Origin of the sequence: Mycobacterium sp. NPDC050551 (assembly GCF_040674075.1) — a bacterium.
Lineage (GTDB): Bacteria > Actinomycetota > Actinomycetes > Mycobacteriales > Mycobacteriaceae > Mycobacterium.
Genome location: NZ_JBFARC010000002.1, coordinates 326,211 through 344,157, shown reverse-complemented (window position 1 = coordinate 344,157; position 17,947 = coordinate 326,211). Strand labels below are relative to the sequence as shown.

17 protein-coding genes are annotated in these 17,947 nt (G+C 68.8%); 13 read left to right on the top strand and 4 right to left on the bottom strand.

The genetic code is table 11. From position 1 onward, the window contains the following. Window positions 1-1,080 precede the first annotated feature (1,080 nt). On the top strand, window positions 1,081-1,875 hold the full coding sequence (locus AB0K11_RS08275) for a secretion protein EccK (RefSeq protein ID WP_364974577.1): 795 nt from the start codon (window positions 1,081-1,083) through the stop codon (window positions 1,873-1,875). Between the two features lie 39 nt (window positions 1,876-1,914). Here the strand turns inward: AB0K11_RS08275 and AB0K11_RS08270 are convergent, their stop codons facing one another. Further along, the gene (locus AB0K11_RS08270) at window positions 1,915-2,652 is read right to left on the bottom strand and encodes a hemolysin III family protein (RefSeq protein WP_364974574.1); all 738 of its coding nucleotides are present in this window, start codon (window positions 2,650-2,652) and stop codon (window positions 1,915-1,917) included. A 55-nt stretch (window positions 2,653-2,707) separates the two neighbouring features. Between AB0K11_RS08270 and AB0K11_RS08265 the strand changes: the two genes are divergently transcribed. From AB0K11_RS08265 to AB0K11_RS08250, 4 genes are all read left to right on the top strand, one after another. After that, a complete protein-coding gene (locus AB0K11_RS08265; protein ID WP_364974572.1) occupies window positions 2,708-3,499 on the top strand; it encodes a (2Z,6E)-farnesyl diphosphate synthase in 792 nt (263 codons plus the stop codon). Between the two features lie 52 nt (window positions 3,500-3,551). Next, window positions 3,552-4,907, top strand: a complete 1,356-nt coding sequence (locus tag AB0K11_RS08260; RefSeq protein ID WP_364974569.1) for a hypothetical protein — start codon at window positions 3,552-3,554, stop codon at window positions 4,905-4,907. A 114-nt stretch (window positions 4,908-5,021) separates the two neighbouring features. Beyond that, window positions 5,022-5,432 carry a hypothetical protein gene (locus tag AB0K11_RS08255; protein ID WP_364976683.1) on the top strand — a complete coding sequence of 137 codons (411 nt, stop codon included), beginning with the start codon at window positions 5,022-5,024 and terminating at the stop codon, window positions 5,430-5,432. A 92-nt stretch (window positions 5,433-5,524) separates the two neighbouring features. Beyond that, on the top strand, window positions 5,525-5,923 hold the full coding sequence (locus AB0K11_RS08250; RefSeq protein WP_364974567.1) for a hypothetical protein: 399 nt from the start codon (window positions 5,525-5,527) through the stop codon (window positions 5,921-5,923). Between the two features lie 66 nt (window positions 5,924-5,989). Here AB0K11_RS08250 and coaA read toward each other — a convergent pair whose 3' ends face one another. Beyond that, a complete protein-coding gene (coaA, locus tag AB0K11_RS08245; protein ID WP_364974565.1) occupies window positions 5,990-6,928 on the bottom strand; it encodes a type I pantothenate kinase in 939 nt (312 codons plus the stop codon). Between the two features lie 57 nt (window positions 6,929-6,985). Between coaA and AB0K11_RS08240 the strand changes: the two genes are divergently transcribed. The 8 genes from AB0K11_RS08240 (at window position 6,986) to AB0K11_RS08205 (ending at window position 15,376) form a co-directional block, all read left to right on the top strand. Then, on the top strand, window positions 6,986-8,188 hold the full coding sequence (locus AB0K11_RS08240) for a DUF885 domain-containing protein (RefSeq protein ID WP_364974562.1): 1,203 nt from the start codon (window positions 6,986-6,988) through the stop codon (window positions 8,186-8,188). Between the two features lies 1 nt (window position 8,189). Further along, the gene (locus AB0K11_RS08235; RefSeq protein WP_364974559.1) at window positions 8,190-8,663 is read left to right on the top strand and encodes a hypothetical protein; all 474 of its coding nucleotides are present in this window, start codon (window positions 8,190-8,192) and stop codon (window positions 8,661-8,663) included. A 52-nt stretch (window positions 8,664-8,715) separates the two neighbouring features. Continuing rightward, a complete protein-coding gene (locus AB0K11_RS08230; RefSeq protein WP_364974556.1) occupies window positions 8,716-10,188 on the top strand; it encodes a glycine hydroxymethyltransferase in 1,473 nt (490 codons plus the stop codon). Window positions 10,189-10,247: 59 nt separating this feature from the next. Next, entirely contained in the window at window positions 10,248-11,075 is an 828-nt protein-coding gene (locus tag AB0K11_RS08225) for an acyl-ACP desaturase (protein WP_364974553.1), read from the top strand. A 189-nt stretch (window positions 11,076-11,264) separates the two neighbouring features. Continuing rightward, window positions 11,265-12,578 carry a PhoH family protein gene (locus AB0K11_RS08220; protein WP_364974550.1) on the top strand — a complete coding sequence of 438 codons (1,314 nt, stop codon included), beginning with the start codon at window positions 11,265-11,267 and terminating at the stop codon, window positions 12,576-12,578. A gap of 121 nt (window positions 12,579-12,699) precedes the next feature. Then, window positions 12,700-13,662, top strand: a complete 963-nt coding sequence (locus tag AB0K11_RS08215) for an oxygenase MpaB family protein (RefSeq protein WP_364974548.1) — start codon at window positions 12,700-12,702, stop codon at window positions 13,660-13,662. A gap of 13 nt (window positions 13,663-13,675) precedes the next feature. Beyond that, a complete protein-coding gene (locus AB0K11_RS08210; protein ID WP_364974545.1) occupies window positions 13,676-14,263 on the top strand; it encodes a TetR/AcrR family transcriptional regulator in 588 nt (195 codons plus the stop codon). A 36-nt stretch (window positions 14,264-14,299) separates the two neighbouring features. Further along, complete coding sequence (locus AB0K11_RS08205) at window positions 14,300-15,376, top strand: NAD-dependent epimerase/dehydratase family protein (protein ID WP_364974543.1); 1,077 nt, start codon at window positions 14,300-14,302, stop codon at window positions 15,374-15,376. A gap of 56 nt (window positions 15,377-15,432) precedes the next feature. Here AB0K11_RS08205 and AB0K11_RS08200 read toward each other — a convergent pair whose 3' ends face one another. Further along, window positions 15,433-16,839, bottom strand: coding sequence for a class II fumarate hydratase (locus tag AB0K11_RS08200; protein WP_364974540.1), 1,407 nt, complete (start codon window positions 16,837-16,839; stop codon window positions 15,433-15,435). A gap of 32 nt (window positions 16,840-16,871) precedes the next feature. Continuing rightward, entirely contained in the window at window positions 16,872-17,900 is a 1,029-nt protein-coding gene (gene glpX / locus AB0K11_RS08195; RefSeq protein WP_364974537.1) for a class II fructose-bisphosphatase, read from the bottom strand. Between the last annotated feature and the right edge of the window lie 47 nt (window positions 17,901-17,947).

Genomic DNA, 17,947 nt, shown 5'->3' with positions numbered 1-17,947 from the left:
GCGGATCCAACCGACGCCATCCACGCCATCGTCAACGAAACATGGGCGGCCAACAAGGGCACTGTTGATAACGCGGCAGTGAGCCTTGGAGGGCGGACCGGTGAACCTCAAGCACCGCCGTACCCGGACGACGCCGACTCGAATGAAGCGGCAGCGAATGATGCCGGTGAAAGCGCGCCGTTTTCGACTATGAGTCGAACGGATCAGCCCGCTGGGGCGATCGGCGATAAGCCAGGCTTGGATGTCGCGGACGCAGCTTTCTCGACGCCCCCAGGCGCGCCGGACGGGCAGGGCGAAATTGTTACAGCTTCAAACTCAGTTCGAACTGATCAATCCTCCGGGGGGACGACTGGTGTTTCTGTCACAACAGAAGAATCCCAGCCGAACGCTGCAGTAGAAGTAACACGAACCGACCAGACCCAAATGACGCCCGGGATCGTAGCTCCCGCGGCTGGGCAACAAACGGCCGGATCAAATCCTGCTAGGAATTCACCTCCGCCGGTATCCGTCTCCGGAGATTCGGCGGCGGGGAACGGGTCTAATCCCGCAACGCCAAGTAATCCGGGCATAGCCGCCACTAATGCGGGCGGCACGTCAGTTAGTGGAAGCCAGACACCTGACGCTTCTTGGTCCGATACCGCAACAGGGCCCGAATCTTCAACCGCGGAATCATCGTCCAACGCAAGCCAAGCCGCGCATACGCCGACGAATCCCGTCGAAGCATTCATGCAGGGGTACGCGGAGGCAGAGCCGTCGATGAACCCTGCCTCGGCGGGCAGTTCCCCGACCGCACCGGTCGCTCAGGCCGCACCAGTTGCGCCAGATCTGACGAACACCTCGACGCAAGCGGCTGGACACAACCCGTCGGCCAGCCAGCCGAGCAACGTTGCACCCGTTAATCAGTCGGCACCTGCCGCGCCTCTGAACGCTGGCTCGCCGATGTCTGGTGGCGGTATGGGCGGTATGCCGCTCGCGCCACCTCCTACAGTCTCACCCGCTGCGCCGCCGCCGATGGCTCCGCCACCCGTCGCGCCGGCCCCTGCGGCACCGGCCGGAGCCGCGGCTGCCGCGCCCATCCCGGTGTCGACCGCTCGGCGCGAACGCGACGCCATCGCAGCGGCTAGTCGCCGCGGCAGCGACCCCTCCCAAGGCGCGATGCGAATCGCTGCTGCGCTCAACGCGATTCCGACGCAAGACTTCGGCTTCTACTGGGTGACGGCACTGACGGTCGACGGGACGGTCGTGGTCGCGAACAGCTACGGGATCGGCTACATCCCCGAGGGCGTCAACCTGCCCGACCAGGTGAAAATGGCCAGCGCCGACGAGTCGATCCCGGCGGTCGATCGCGGCAAGTGGGCGACCTATCCGATGTTGACCCTCAAGGGCTGGGCAGAGCAGCACAGTACGACTCTGCGGATGGTCATCGCGACTGAGTCACAGTTCCAGGGCTTCGACCCCGGTGCGGCAAAGATGATTCTGCAACCCGACGACATCCCCGAGAACGGACAGATGCAGGGCCGCTCGCGCCTCGAAGTGATCGCGCCTCAAGCGGCGGCGCAGTTGGCGGCGGTCAGCGACGCGGACCTTCCTGAGTTGTTGCCCGTCGCGCCGGCCGACCGGACACCTCCTGCCGACGAGACCTTCCAGAAGTGGTTCAACGTGATGAAGCCGATGATGAGCCAGTCCGACGAGCGCGGGCAATTCCACCTGAAGGCCTTCATCGAGTACGCGAACTACTCACAGGAGAGAGCTTTATACGCGGCGCACACCGCCGCTGACGCCACAACATTGCGCGCCGCGATCGCCGATTGGATCTACTGGCAGCACCTCGGTGTGCTTACGTCGGATGCTCTGTCCGAACTTCAGCCCTCGTGACCCCGGCGGACTACAGGTTGCGCAAGCCCTAGCCGCTCCCTAGAAGACCGCGAACCACATCGCGATGTAGTGGCATATCGCGGCCACGGCCGTGCACGCATGGAAGAACTCGTGATGCCCGAACGTCGTCGGCCAAGGGTTCGGCCATTTCACCGCGTAGAGCACCCCACCGATTGAATACAGCGCTCCGCCGACGATCAGCAGCACCACCGCCGCCACCCCCGCGCCGTCCATGATCGGCCCGATGAACCACGCCGCCACCCAGCCCAACAGGATGTACAGCGGCACCCCGACCCACGCCGGCGCCGACGGCCAGAACATCTTCAAGAGCACCCCGGCCAGCGCCCCGCCCCACACGATCGCCAGCAGCACCACGCCACTGCGCTCAGGCAGCGCCAGCATCGCGAACGGCGTGTAGCTGCCCGCGATGAAGATGAAGATCATCGAATGGTCGGCGCGCTTCATCCATTTGCGAGCCGACGGCGACGTCCAGTTCACCCGGTGATACGTCCCACTCACCGCGAACATCGCCACGATCGTGAACGTGTAGATCAGCGTCGCGATCCCGGCCCGCTGCGACTCCACCGACCACGACACCGATACCAGCGCCGCTCCGGCGATGAGCGCCACGATCGCCGAGTACACGTGGATCCACCCGCGCGCCCTCGGCTTCCCGAAGAACTGCGCGACATGATCGACGACAGCCTCAGGGAAGTCCTCCGCGTACACCCGCGGCGGCTGTTGCTGGGCTTCGTCAGCGGTATCGATCTGAGCCATCTCACCTCCACCAATGCCATTGGAGTACCCGAACGTCACAGTAGTCTTGATCGTCGTGGACATCATTCCCCCGCGTCTCAAGGAGCCGGCCTACCGGGTCTACGAGATGCGGTTGCGCCAGGAGCTGGCGCGGTCCAAATCCCAACTGCCCCGCCACATCGCCGTTCTGTGCGACGGCAACCGCCGCTGGGCCCGTGACGAGGGTCACGATGACGTCAGCTACGGCTACCGCATGGGCGCCGCCAAGATCGCCGAGATGCTGCGCTGGTGCCAGGCCGCAGGCATCGAGATGACGACCGTCTACCTGCTCTCCACCGAGAACCTCCAACGGGATCCCGACGAGCTCGGCGAGCTCATCGGGATCATCACCGACGTCGTCGAGGAGATCTGCGCGCCCGCCAACAAGTGGAGCGTCCGCACCGTCGGCGACCTCGAACTGCTCGGCGACGACGCCGCCCGCCGCCTGCGCGACGCCGTCGAATCCACCAACGGCAACGGCAGCGGCTTCCACGTCAACGTCGCCGTCGCCTACGGCGGCCGCCAGGAGATCGTCGACGCCGTGCGCGCCCTGCTCGGCAAGGCACTCGCCAACGGCGCCCACGGCGAACAACTCGTCGAGGCCGTCACCGCGGACGCCATCTCCGAGAACCTCTACACCTCCGGTCAGCCCGACCCCGACCTCGTCATCCGCACCTCCGGCGAACAGCGGCTCTCCGGTTTTCTGCTCTGGCAGAGCGCCTACTCCGAGATGTGGTTCACCGAGGCCTACTGGCCGGCCTTCCGCCGCGTCGACTTCCTGCGCGCCCTGCGCGACTACACCCAGCGTCACCGCCGCTACGGCAAGTAACCCGGCGGTCCGCTCTTCGCGCAGGCGCTCATCGCCGTGACACACTGATCACATGGCTGCGCTGTCGGCAGTGGTCTTCTCGCTGAGCTGGTGGCTGGGTCTGTACCTGCTCGCCCGCGACCCCCGCAAGCCGGTTCTCGTGCTCGCCGCCCTCGGCCTCACCAGCTTCGCCGTCGTCGTCGCCCTCGACGCTGTCCGCGTCGTCACCGGTTCCGAACTACTCGGCCGCATCGAGATCTACCTCGTCGCCCTGCCCGGCATCGCCTGGTTCGCTGTTCTCGTCGAACTGTCCCGCCCGATCGAGACCTGGCGCGGCCGCGCCGGTGAATTCGCCGCCGTCACGGTGATCACCGCGCTCGCCTTCGTCGGCGCCGACCTGGCCGACTCCGTCGACGGGCCGCTGAACTCCGGCCACTGGATGATGTTCGCCGTCGTCAGCGTGTCCTCGCTCGGCGCGATGATCCGGGCTGTCCTGCAGGGCGTCCGGCCCGTCCCCGTCGTCGGCTTTCTCGTCATCGCCACACTCTTCTTCGCGCTCGGCAACGCGATCCTCATCATCCCGCTCGGCCTGGTGCCCAGCTGGCTCGCACTCGCGTCCACCGGCTTCGACGTCGCCCTGCTCGGCATCGCCGTCGCCATCTGGGACGCCTTCGACGAAGGCCAGGCCCTGCGCGCCGACATGCTGCGCTCCTTCGCGGCCACCGCCGTGGTCGCGTTCCTCTTCGGCGGCCAGGCGCTGGTCGGCCTCGCCGCCACCGACGGCGCCGCCACCGCGTTGACCGTCCTGCTGTTCACCAGCCTCGCCATCGCCATCTCCATCAACGTGCTGGCCGACCCGCTCGCCGGCGTACTCGACCGCCTCGCCTTCTCGCGTTCACCCGCCCTGCGCGCCGACCGCGCCGCGCTGCGCCGCACCGAGGCCGCGCTGCCGCTGCGATCGGCCAACCCGCTCGACGACGTCGACGACGACACCTTCGCCCGCCTCACTCGCCGCGCACTCGGCCACTACGGCGACCTGTCCAAGCTCGTCGCCAGCCCGCTGACCGCGCTGCCCGTCATCGACGAGCGGCTCGCCGCCCGCGGCGCACCCGACCAGCCGATCGAACGGGCCAACGAACTGCGCGCCCTGCTGGCCGACCGCATCGCCGCCCTGAAACCGCGTGACGGCGGCGACTTCGGCACCACCGAACACTGGCGGCACTACAACTCGCTCTACTTCCCCTACGTCGTCGGCGTGCGCGCCTACGCCCAGAACGCCACCGCCTCAGGGCTCGACCCGGTCGCCCGCAAGGCGTGGCAGTGGTTCGTCACCGAGGTCCCGCAACGCTCCCTGCACAACTGGCAGAACGCGGCAGCCCGCGTCATCGCCGCCGATCTGCGCGGCACCCTCGTCACCGCGGACGACTGACACCCCGCTGACCTGCGGTTGGCAGCGCCTGGCAGTAGCAGGCGTCGATCTGGCAGTGCCTCGGAAGCAATATCGGTGGTGTTCCACCCCGACCTCAACGCCGAGGAGCCCGCAATGGCCACCATCACCCACCGACCACTGTCCGATTCCACCGACTCGCTACTGCGCTTCGCGCTCCGCGCCGACGCCACTCTCACCGGCGTCGCCGGACTGCTCATTGCCGCCACCGCGGGCCCGACGGCCTCGCTCACCGGACTCACCGGAGCGCAGACCTACGGCCTGGGCGCCGCCCTGGTGTTCTACGGCCTGATCGTCTACGCGCTGGCCGCGGTGGAGTCGCTGCGGGGCGTGGGCATCGGCGTCGCGATCGCCAACGTGGCGTGCACCGTCTCCGCCATCGCCGTGGTGGCCGCGGGCACGCTGTCGCTCACCCAGGCCGGAATCGCCGTCAGCTTCGCGATGGCCCTCTACACCGCCTTCTTCGGCGGGCTGCAATACCTCGGAGTGCGCCGCCTCTCGGCGTGACTCCCTCCCCGCCGGTGCGGGGCGCCGCCGCAAGAGGTTACGGCGCGCCGCCCCGCACCGGTCTTCACCCGATCACTCTGAAAGGAACTGTCATGACCGCAGTCTCGACCACCACGTCCGACTCCCTGCTCCGCTTCGCCATGCGCGCCGACGCCATCCCGGTCGGCGTCGTCGGCATCGTCTTCGCCGCCGCCGCGCAGCCGCTGTCCCCGGTGTTGGGCCTGCCCGTCGCCGCCGCGTACGGGTTGGCCGCGTTCTTCATCGCCTGGGGCGTTATCGTCACCTGGCTGGCCTCGCGACCCGCCGTCCGCGCCGCCGGCATCGGCGCCGCGATCGCCAATGTCATCTGCACCGTCGGGGCGGTGGCCGTGGTGTTGACCGACGTGTGGCCGCTCACCACGCTCGGCGTGGTGATGATGCTCGCCAGTGGCGTCTACACCGCGGTGTTCGCCGAACTGCAGTACGTCGGCGTCAAGCGCATCGCGGCCTGATCCGCCCGGCTTCGGCGCGCTCCCGTTCGCTCACCGAACGCGAGCGCGCCGAAATCGCTGCGTCAGTCAGAGCTTGCGCAGCCGGAGCCTGTTGATCTTGTGGTCGGCGTCCTTGCGCAGCACCAGCGTCGCCCGCGGCCTCGTCGGCAGGATGTTCTCGATCAGGTTGGGCCGGTTGATCGAATGCCAGATGTCTCGGGCGGCGAACACCGCCTGCTCGTCGGTCAGCGTCGAGTAGTGGTGGAAATGCGACTTCGGATCGGCGAACGCGCCGGCCCGCATGTTCAGGAACCGCGAGATGTACCAGCCCTCGATGTCCTCGATGCGGGCGTCGACGTAGACCGAGAAGTCGAACAGGTCCGACACCATCAGCGCGGGGCCGGTCTGCAACACGTTGAGGCCCTCGAGGATCAGGATGTCGGGGTGGCGGATCAACTGCTTCTCGCCCGGCACGATGTCGTAGATCAGGTGCGAGTACACCGGCGCGCACGCCTCGTCGGCGCCGGCCTTCACCGCCGTCACGAACCGCATCAGGCCCCTGCGGTCGTAACTCTCCGGAAAACCCTTGCGGTGCATCAGGTTCCGCCGGTTCAGTTCGGCGTTGGGATACAGGAACCCGTCGGTGGTGACCAGGTCGACGCGGGCGTGATTGCCCCAGCGGGCCAGTAGCGCCTGCAGCACACGCGCGGTGGTCGACTTGCCGACCGCCACACTGCCCGCGACGCCGATCACGAACGGCACCGGCCGGTCCGGATTCTGCTGCGGCTCGCCGAGGAACTCCGCGGTGGTCGCGAACAGTCGCTGCCGGGCGGCGACCTGCAGATGGATCAACCGTGCCAGCGGCAGGTAGACCTCTTCGACCTCGAGCAGGTCGAGCTTCTCGCCGAGGCCGCGCAACTGCGCGACTTCCTGCTCCGTCAGCTTCAACGGCGTCGACATGCGCAAGTCGCGCCATTGACCCCGGTCGAATTCCACATACGGACTCGGCTCGCTCAGCCGCGGCATGGGGCCAGTCTTGCAGCACGCGCGCGACCCGGCAGAGCCTGGGTAGCGTTGACGGCCATGGAGGCCGACACGCTCATCCGTGAGTACCTGCTGCTGGGACTGCGCTTCGACCGCATCGAGGACGGCTACGTCGACTCGTTCACCGGCGATCCGGCGCTGCGCCGCGCCGTCGCCGACGAGCCCCCGCCCGACCCCGCCGACCTTGCCCGCCAGGCCCGACGGCTGCTCGCCGAGATCCCGCAGAGCGGGGGACTGGAAGAGGCCCGCGCCGACTACCTGGCCGCCCATCTGCGCGCGCTGGACTGCGCGGCCCGAAAGTTCGCCGGCGAACAGGTCGGCTTCGTCGACGAGGTCGAGGCCTACTTCGACGTGCGCATCGGCAAGGGCGACCCGGCCCGCTACGAGGCCGCCCACGCGAAGCTCGAGGAGGCGCTGCCCGGCGACGGCCCGCTGGCCGACCGGGTGCAGGCCCACCGCACCGCCGACGAGATCCCGCCGGAGCGGCTCGAGGAGTGCATCCACGCGTTCTCCAGCGCCCTGCGCGACCGTGTGCGCGCCGACTTCCCGCTGCCCGACGCCGAGACCATCAACTACGAGGTGGTCACCGACAAGCCGTGGTCGGGCTTCAACTACTACCTCGGCAACTACACCTCGACCGTCGCGGTGAACGCCGACCTGAAACAGCAGATGGCGAACCTGCCGCGACTCGTCGCGCACGAGTCCTACCCGGGCCACCACACCGAGCACTGCCGCAAGGAGGCCGGGCTGGTCGAGGGGCAAGGCCAGGTCGAGCAGACGATTTTCCTGGTGAACACCCCGCAGTGCCTGATGGCCGAAGGGCTGGCCGATCTGGCGCTGCACGCGGCGATCGGGCCGGGCTGGGGCGCGTGGGCGTCCGAGATCTACGCCGATCTGGGCCTGCGGTTCGATGGTCATCGGGCCGCGGCGGTGTCGGAGGCGACGGCCGCGCTGGCCGACGTCCGGCAGGACGCCGCGCTGATGCTTCACGACGAGCACCGCGACGTCGACGACGTCGTCGACTTCCTGCGGCGCTGGCTGCTCGTCGACGACAAGCGCGCCCGGCAGACGCTGCGGTTCCTGTCGTCACCGCTGTGGCGCGCCTACACGTCGACCTATGTGGAGGGCTACCGGCTGCTGCGAGGCTGGCTGGACGCCCGCCCCGCCGAGGTCAGCCTCACCCAGCGGTTCGGCCGGCTGCTCGACGAGCCGCTGATCCCGTCGTCGCTGCGCGCCGCCTGAGATGTCGGCACTGCGCCGAGACATCCCGGCGTTGGTGATTCCGGTCAACATCCTGTTGCTGGTCTGGATGGTGATCGGCCGGGGGCTGTTCGTCCCGCTCGGCTGGATGGTGGTGTTCGGCGTACTCGCATCCCCGGTGCTCGTGATCTGTCTGGGGATCACAAGCCTGATGATGCGACGCCCGCTCGGCCGCGAGCTCTCCGCTGTGCAGGCGTGGGCGCAGATCGCGCTGTGGGCGGCGATGTTCGGCTTCGGCCTCACCTGCGTCGACGGGGGAGACGGCGGCACCACCGGGTCGGTGCTCACGAAGCTGGTCGGCGACGGGTCGGCGGTGGAGACGGTGAGCGGTCTGCTCTGGTACGGCTGCATCGCGGCCGGGATCGTGGCGTGGTTCGTGTTGCTGATCACGCTGAACAGGCGGCCCGCGGCCACACCGCTACCGCAGCAGCCGTATCCCTACCCGCCGACCCCGTGACGCGCGGGTGGCCGGTACCGGACCGACAGCCCGCCCGACTACCCTCGACGGCATGACTGCAGATCCTCTGACCTCGTCGGCAGCTCCCGGGGCCGAGTACGCCGAGACCGCCAGCGCGGCCTACCGTTCGGCGCTCGAAGTCATCGAATCGGTCGAGCCCCGCATCGCGGCGGCCACCCGTCAGGAACTCGCCGACCAGCGCGACTCGCTGAAGCTGATCGCGAGTGAGAACTACGCGTCGCCGGCCGTGCTGTTGACGATGGGCACCTGGCTGTCGGACAAGTACGCCGAGGGCACGATCGGCCACCGCTTCTACGCGGCCTGTCAGAACGTCGACACCGTCGAGTCCATCGCCGCCGAACACGCCCGCGAGCTGTTCGGTGCGCCCTACGCCTACGTCCAGCCGCACTCCGGCATCGACGCCAACCTGGTGGCGTTCTGGGCGATCCTCGCCACCCGGATCGAGGCCCCGGGCCTGGCCGAGCTCGGCGCCAAGCACGTCAACGACCTGTCCGAGCAGGACTGGGAGAGCCTGCGCAACAAGCTGGGCAACCAGCGGCTGCTGGGCATGTCGCTCGACACCGGCGGCCACCTGACCCACGGCTTCCGGCCGAACATCTCCGGCAAGATGTTCCACCAGCGCAGCTACGGCACCGACCCGCAGACCGGCCTGATCGACTACTCCGCCGTGGCCGCCGCGGCCCGCGAGTTCAAGCCGCTGATCCTGGTCGCCGGTTACTCGGCCTACCCGCGGCGCGTGAACTTCGCGAAGATGCGCGAGATCGCCGACGAGGTGGGCGCCACGCTGCTCGTCGACATGGCGCACTTCGCGGGCCTGGTCGCCGGCAAGGTGTTCACCGGCGACGAGGATCCGGTGCCGCACGCCCACGTCACCACCACCACGACGCACAAGTCGCTGCGCGGGCCGCGTGGCGGCATGGTGATGGCCACCGAGGAGTACGCGCCCGCCGTCGACAAGGGCTGCCCGATGGTGCTCGGCGGACCGCTCAGCCACGTGATGGCGGCCAAGGCCGTTGCACTGGCCGAGGCGCGCCGCCCGGAATTCCAGACCTACGCGCAGAATGTCGCCGATAACGCCAAGTCGCTCGCCGAGGGCTTCCTCAAGCGCGGTGCGAACCTGGTCACCGGTGGCACCGACAACCACATCGTGCTGCTGGACGTGCAGTCGTTCGGGCTCACCGGCCGCCAGGCGGAGTCGGCGCTGCTCGACGCGGGGATCGTCACCAACCGCAACTCCATCCCGAACGATCCGAACGGCGCCTGGTACTCCAGCGGCATCCGGTTCGGCACGCCGGCACTGACCACGCGCGGCTTCGGCGCCGACGAGTTCGACCGGGTCGCCGAGCTGGTGGTCGAGGTGCTCGACAACACCACCCCGACGCAGGCGTCGTCCGGTCCGTCCAAGGCCAAGTACACGATCACCGAGGGCACGGCCGCGCGGGTGCACGAGGCTTCGGCCGACATGCTGGCGGCCAACCCGCTGTACCCGGGCCTGACGCTCTAGCCGCGACGCGCGGACGTGGGAATTTTACGATTCCCACAGGATTGGGTTAATGTAACCCCATGGCACAGATACCTGTCCCTAACGCGTTCCTGCTGGAGCTGGAGCCCGTGGTCAGCCAGGAGTTCCGTCGGCACATCGACACCGAGGACGTCTGGTACGGACACGATTACGTGCCGTTCGACCAGGGTGAGAACTTCGCCTTCCTCGGCGGCCGCGACTGGGATCCGTCACAGGTCACGCTGCCCAAGCAGGTGACCGACGCGGTCGAGATCCTGCTCATCACCAAGGACAATCTCGCCGGATACCACCGCGAGATGGTGTTCAACTTCATCCTGCAGGACAAGTGGGGACGCTGGATCGGCCGCTGGACCGCCGAGGAGCACCTGCACGCCGTCGCGCTGCGCAACTACCTGGTGGTGACCCGCGAGGTCGACCCGACCGCCAACGAGGACGTACGCGTCGAGCACGTGATGAAGGGCTACCGCGCCGAGGGCCACTCCCAGATCGAGACGCTGGTGTTCATGTCGCTCTTCGAGCGGGCGCACGCGGTGTTCACCCGCAACCTCGAGGCGCAGATCGACGAGCCGGTGCTCAAGGGTCTGATCGGCCGCATCGCCGCCGACGAGGAACGCCACGAGGAGTTCTTCTCGAACCTGGTCGCCTACTGCCTGGGGTCCATGCGCGACGAGACCCTCCCCGCGATTGCACGCATCGCCGGCGAGATGGGTGTCGTCGGCGGTGACATCGACGCCTACCAGGACAAGCTGGCGCGGGTGGCCGAGGCGGGCATCTTCGACGAGGCGACCCTGCGCAAGGTCATCGCCGACCGCATCGCGGCCTGGGGTGTGGCCGACGAGCCGAGCCTCGCGCAGTTCACCCAGGCGTAACCCGGCGGGCCCTCGACACGCGGCGCGCCGAAAGGCACGGATGCCGTTGCGGGAGTAGCGTCGCAGTCGATGGCTAGCGACATGCTCTGCTATCCGGGCGGTACCCGATGAGAGGGCCGGCCCCGGTCCTGGGACCGCAGTGTCCGCCGAGAGGTTCGTGCGGGGCCGCGCGGACTCGAGGAGCGCCACGTGACTGATTCCTCCATCCGGACCTACGTGCTCGACACGTCCGTTCTGCTGTCCGATCCATGGGCGGCGACGCGATTCGCCGAGCATGAAGTGGTCGTCCCGCTGATCGTGATCAGCGAACTCGAGGCCAAACGCCATCACCACGAGCTGGGCTGGTTCGCCCGCCAGGCGCTGCGGATGTTCGACGACCTCCGGCTGGAACACGGACGCCTCGATCTGCCCATTCCGGTTGGGACGCAGGGCGGCACGCTGCACATCGAGCTCAACCACAGCGATCCGGCGGTGCTGCCCGCGGGCTTCCGCACCGACAGCAACGACTCCCGGATCCTGACCTGCGCGGCCAACCTCGCCGCGGAGGGCAAGCGAGTCACCTTGGTGACCAAGGACATTCCGCTGCGCGTGAAGGCGGGCGCGGTGGGTCTTGCCGCCGACGAGTACCACGCTCAGGACGTCGTCACCTCCGGGTGGACCGGGATGACCGAGGTCGACGTCAGCGCCGAGGAGATCGACACGCTCTTCGCGGAGAGCGAGATCGACCTGGAGGCTGCGCGAGACCTGCCGTGCCACACAGGTATTCGGTTGATCGGCGGCAGCTCGAGCGCACTCGGGCGGGTCAACGCGGCCAAGCGGGTGCAGCTGGTGCGCGGTGACCGTGAGGTGTTCGGGCTGCGCGGCCGCTCCGCCGAACAGCGCGTCGCGCTCGACCTGCTGCTCGACGAGTCGGTGGGCATCGTGTCGCTGGGCGGCAAGGCGGGCACCGGCAAGTCGGCGCTGGCGCTGTGTGCGGGCCTGGAAGCGGTGCTGGAGCGGCGGACTCAGCGCAAGGTCGTGGTGTTCCGCCCGCTCTACGCCGTCGGCGGGCAGGACCTCGGCTATCTGCCGGGCAGCGAGAGCGAGAAGATGGGCCCGTGGGCTCAGGCCGTCTTCGACACGCTCGAAGGCCTCGCCAGCCCCGCGGTGCTGGAGGAGGTGCTCTCGCGCGGCATGCTCGAGGTGCTGCCGCTGACCCACATCCGCGGCCGTTCGCTGCACGACTCGTTCGTGATCGTCGACGAGGCACAGTCGCTGGAGCGCAACGTGCTGCTGACGGTGCTGTCCCGCCTCGGCGCGGGGTCGCGGGTGGTACTCACCCACGACGTCGCCCAGCGCGACAACCTGCGCGTCGGCCGCCACGACGGCGTGGCCGCGGTGATCGAGAAGCTCAAGGGTCACCCGCTGTTCGCCCACATCACGCTGCTGCGCAGCGAGCGCTCGCCGATCGCGGCGCTGGTCACCGAGATGCTCGAGGAGTTCAGCCCCGGCGCCCTGCCCTGAGCCGGCGATTTCGGCGCGCTTTCGTTCGGTGAGTGAACGGGGGCGCGCCGAAATCCCGGTAGCCTTGACACGTTGACACAAAAGCCTAGTCTTTGTGTCAACGGGGTCGAGGGGAGTCGTCATGACCGAGGCAGTGGCAGCGCGCGTGCACGGCGCGGCGGAGGACGCGACGGTCCGGCCCTGGGCGATGCGGCAGTTCCGCAAGCACAGCGGCAGCGTGCTCACCGGCGTCTTCGGCGCGGCGGCCTTCGACGAAGTCGCGCTGGTACCGGTCGCCGCGGCCGTCGACCGGACCGGCCGCTTCGAGCGCAACTTCGCCGATCGCGGTGTGCGCAGCGGATTCTCGGCACTGCTGGCGATCTGGGGCGACCCCGCCGACCGGGCAGCCGAAGGCGAGCGCCTCAAGACGATGCACCGCGAGGTGCGTGGCCGCGGCAAGGGCGAGTTCGCCGAGACCCGCTACAGCGCGCTCAACCCCGACCTGTGGAACTGGATCGCGGTCAGCGGCATCTTCATCACCCTCAACTCGTTCACCCCTGCCACCGGCATCACGCTGCACCCGGCCGAACGTGAAGCCGCGTACCAGCAGTTGCTCGAGGCGTTCAGGTCGATCGAACTGCCCGGCAAGGCCGGCAGGCTGCCCGGCACCTACGCCGAAGCGGTCCGCTACTACGACCGCATGGTGGAGACGGAACTCGCGGCCAACCCGTTCCTCGACCGGGTCGTCGACAACCTCACCCGGTTACCACTGCCGACCCTTCTGCTGCCACCGCCGCTGCGGGCCGGGCTGACGCCGCTGTGGGCCGCCGTGCGGCCGGTCGCCGGGCGCGTGATCAAGGTGTGCTCGTTCGGCATCATGCATCCGGGCGTGCGCGAGCTCACCGGCTTCGACTGGCAGTCCCGTCACGACGCCGAGTTCGCGGTGTACACCCGGGTGCTGCAACTGATCTGGCGCACTCTGCCCGACCGGCTGCTGCTGATCCCGCTGGCCTACAACCGGCTGCAGTACGAGAAGCTGGTCCGGCTGCACCGCTCGGTGTCGCTCGACTCGTTCGGGCCGCCGAGCGGATGCCCCGTCGGGTGACACACTGGTAGCGATGGCCCGTTCGCGCAGCACCGCCACGCCCTCGGAGCAGGAGGAGGCGATCCTCAAGGCCGCGGCGGAAGAGGTCGCGCTCGTCGGCGTCGGCCGCGCCAGCATGGATGTCGTCGCCCGCCAGGCCGGTGTCAGCCGCAGCACGCTCTACCGGCGCTTCCCGAGCCGCGACCTGCTGATCACCGAACTCGGCAGGCGCACGTTCGAGGCCGCGATGGTCCGGCTGCGCACGGTGGGCATCGACTCCGGGCCGAAAGACGTTGCGGTCGCCGCGTTCTGCGAAGGGCTGCGGCTGATGAGCACCGAACCGGTGATCCAGCGATTCCTGCAGCCCGACGCGGAGATGACGTCGGTGGCCGGCGTCTACGCCGAGGCCGTCACGTTCCTCACCAGCGCGTCGACCGCGATGGCCAAAGCGCTGCGCGCGTCGGGCGCCACCATGCCCGACGCCGACCTGCAGGCCGTCGCCGAGCTGCACATCCGGCTGGCCTGCTCGCTCGCGCAGGTGCCGACGCCCACCCTCGACATCCGCGACGACGACGCCGTCCGCGCATACGCCCGGCGATTCCTGGTGCCCCTGGTCTGGTGAGGGATTGAGCCGCGCCGCGTCGGGTATGGCACGACCATGGCTACACGCGTCGTGATCACCGGTGCCAGCGGCAACGTCGGCACCGCCCTGCTGACCGCCCTCGCCGAAGCCGGCGGCTACGACGTCACCGGCGTCGCGCGCAGGCGGCCGCCCGACTCGGGCATCTACCGCTCGGCGACGTGGCACCAGGTCGACCTCGCCGAGCGGGACGCCACGCTCAAGTTGCAGCCGATCGTCAAGGACGCCGACTGCGTGGTGCACCTGGCGTGGGGCTTCCAGCCGACCCGCAACATCGAGTACCTGGAGGCCCTGGGCGTCGGCGGGACCCGTGCGGTGCTGACCGCCGCGGATGCCGCCGGCGTCGGTCATCTGCTGCACATGTCGTCGGTCGGCACCTATGCGCCCGGCCGCTACGGCCAGTACGTCGACGAGTCGTGGTCCACCGCAGGCGTCCCGTCGTCGGCGTACAGCAGGCACAAGTCCGCCGCGGAGAAACTGCTCGACGGCTACGAGGGGCACAACCCCGACGGCCTCACCATCACCCGGATGCGGCCCGGCTTCATCGTGCAGCGCAACGCCGCCGGGGGACTGCGCCGCTACTCGCTGCCGGCGTTCATCGAGCCGAGCTGGCTGCGCTTCCTGCCCGTGCTGCCGCTCGACCGCTCACTGGTGGTGCCGATCGTGCACGCCTCCGATGTCGCGGCCGCATTCGTCGCGGCGATCGACCGGCGCGCAGCGGGCCCGTTCAACCTGATGGCCGAACCGCCGGTGCGGCGCGACGACGTCGCCGAGGCGCTGGGCGCCAAGCCGGTTCACGTCCCGTCGGGCCTGCTGCGCAGCGCTGTAGCCCTGAGCTGGCGGGCCCGGCTGCAACCGATCGACGAGGGCTGGCTCGACCTGTCGTTCACCGTGCCGCTGCTCGACACCACCCGCGCGCAGACCGAATTGGACTGGACGCCCGCCTACTCGTCGGCCGAGGCGATGGCCGACATGGGCGACGGCTTCCTGCACGGCGGGCAGACGGAGAGCCCGGTGCTGGAGTACCGGTCGATGCTGGCCAATCTGCGGCGCGACCTTACCCGCGGCCCGATCACCGACCGCCGCGTCCCCTAGCGATTTCGGCGCGGAAACGTTCGCTCGGTGAACGTGAGCGCGCCGAAATCACAGAGTCAGTCGCCGTCCTTGACCTTCGCCATCGCCAGCACGTCGAGGCGCTTGTCGAGCTCCTCGATCGACAGCTTGTCGCCGATCAGGCCGCGGTCGATGACCGTCTGGCGGATCGTCTTCTTCTCCTTGAGCGCTTCCTTGGCGACCTTGGCCGCCTCCTCGTAGCCGATCGCGGAGTTCAGCGGCGTCACGATCGACGGCGACGACTCGGCCTGCTCGCGGATGTGGTCCTCGTTGGCGACCAGGCCGTCGACGCACCGCTCGGCGAACAGCCGCGACACGTTGGTCAGCAGCTTGAACGACTCCAGCAGGTTGCGGGCCATCATCGGGATGTAGACGTTGAGCTCGAACGCGCCGGACAACCCGCCGACGGCGATGGCCGCGTCGTTGCCGATCACCTGCGCGGCGACCTGCGTGACCGCCTCCGGCAGAACAGGATTGACCTTGCCGGGCATGATCGAGCTGCCCGGCTGCAGGTCGGGTAGCTGGATCTCGCCGAGCCCCGTCAGCGGACCCGAGCCCATCCAGCGGATGTCGTTGGCGATCTTGGTCAGTGACACCGCGATGGTCTTCAATGCGCCGGACGCCTCGACCAGCCCGTCGCGGGCCGCCTGCGCCTCGAAAGAGTCCTTGGCCGTGGTCAATTCGGCCACTCCGGTCTGGTTCACCAGCACCTCGACGACCTTGGCGCCGAACCCGTCGGGGGCGTTGAGTCCGGTGCCGACGGCGGTGCCACCGATCGCCAGTTCGCCCAGCCGGGGCAGTGTCGCCTTCACGCGTTCGATGCCGGCCTCGATCTGGCGGGCATAGCCGCCGAATTCCTGGCCGAGCGTCACCGGCACCGCGTCCATCAGGTGCGTGCGGCCCGACTTGACCGCGGTGCGCCACTGCCGCGCCTTGCCGGCCAGCGACTCGTGCAGCACCTCGAGCGCCGGGATCAGGTGCCGCACAGCGGCTTCCGTCGCGGCGATGTGTGTGGCGGTCGGGAAGGTGTCGTTCGACGACTGCGACATGTTGACGTGGTCGTTCGGGTGTACCGTGACGCCGTTCTGCGCGGCGATGCTGGCGATCACCTCGTTGGTGTTCATGTTCGAGCTGGTGCCCGACCCGGTCTGGAAGACGTCGATCGGGAACTGGTCGTCGTGGCGGCCGTCGGCGATCTCACCGGCCGCGGCGATGATGGCGTCGGCCTTCTCCGGGTCGAGCAGCCCGAGATCCTTGTTCACCTGGGCGCAGGCGCCTTTGAGCAGTCCCAGCGCCCGGATCTGGGTGCGCTCCAGGCCGCGGCCCGAGATCGGGAAGTTCTCCACCGCGCGCTGGGTCTGCGCACGCCACAACGCGTCGATCGGCACCCGGACCTCGCCCATGGTGTCGTGCTCGATGCGGTACTCGACGTCTTTGTCGGCCATTGTGTGATGTGTCCCTTGGGTTGTCGGAGTTCTTACGGCAGGGGATAGGCGGCGTTGCTGTCACCGGTGAAGTCGACAGCGGAGTACTCGTTGAGCTTGGACAGCCGGTGATAGGCATCGATCATGCGGACGGTGCCGGACTTGCTGCGCATCACGATCGACTGGGTGGTGCAGCCGCCGCCGGAGTACCTCACACCCTGCAGCAGGTCGCCGTCGGTGACGCCGGTGGCGCAGAAGAAGACGTTCTCCCCCGACACCAGGTCCTCGGTCTTCAGGACGCGGTCGACGTCGTGGCCGGCGTCGATGGCCTTCTGGCGCTCCGCGTCGTCCGTCGGCGCCAGCTGGGCGTGGATGGCGCCGCCCATGCAGCGGATGGCCGCCGCGGTGATGATGCCTTCGGGCGTGCCGCCGATGCCTGCCAGCATGTCGGTGCCGGAGCCGGGCCGGCACGCCGAGATCGCGCCCGCGACGTCGCCATCGGAGATCAGCCGGATGCGGGCGCCCGCGGCGCGGACGTCGGCGATGAGCTGTTCGTGGCGCGGCCGGTCCAGGATGCACACCGTGACGTCGCGGACCGATAGGCCCTTGACCTTGGCGACCGAGCGGACGTTCTCGCCGATCGGCGCGGTGATGTCGATGGCGTCGACGGCGTCTGGGCCGACGGCGATCTTGTTCATGTAGAAGACGGCCGACGGGTCGAACATCGCGCCGCGCTCGGCCACCGCGAGCACCGAGATCGCGTTCGGCATGCCCTTGCTCATCAGCGTGGTGCCGTCCACCGGGTCGACGGCGAAGTCGCAGTCCGGGCCGTCGCCGTTGCCGACCTCCTCGCCGTTGTAGAGCATCGGCGCGTTGTCCTTCTCGCCCTCGCCGATGACGACGACACCGCGCATGGACACCGAGTTGACCAGCTCGCGCATCGCGTCGACAGCCGCGCCGTCGCCGCCCTCCTTGTCGCCGCGGCCTACCCAGCGGCCTGCCGCCATGGCGCCGGCCTCGGTGACGCGGACGAGTTCGAGGGCGAGGTTGCGGTCGGGGGCCTCACGGCGGCGATCGGGCATGCGGTGATTGTCCCAGAAGCGGATGGGCCGGTGGGAGCTGGGATACT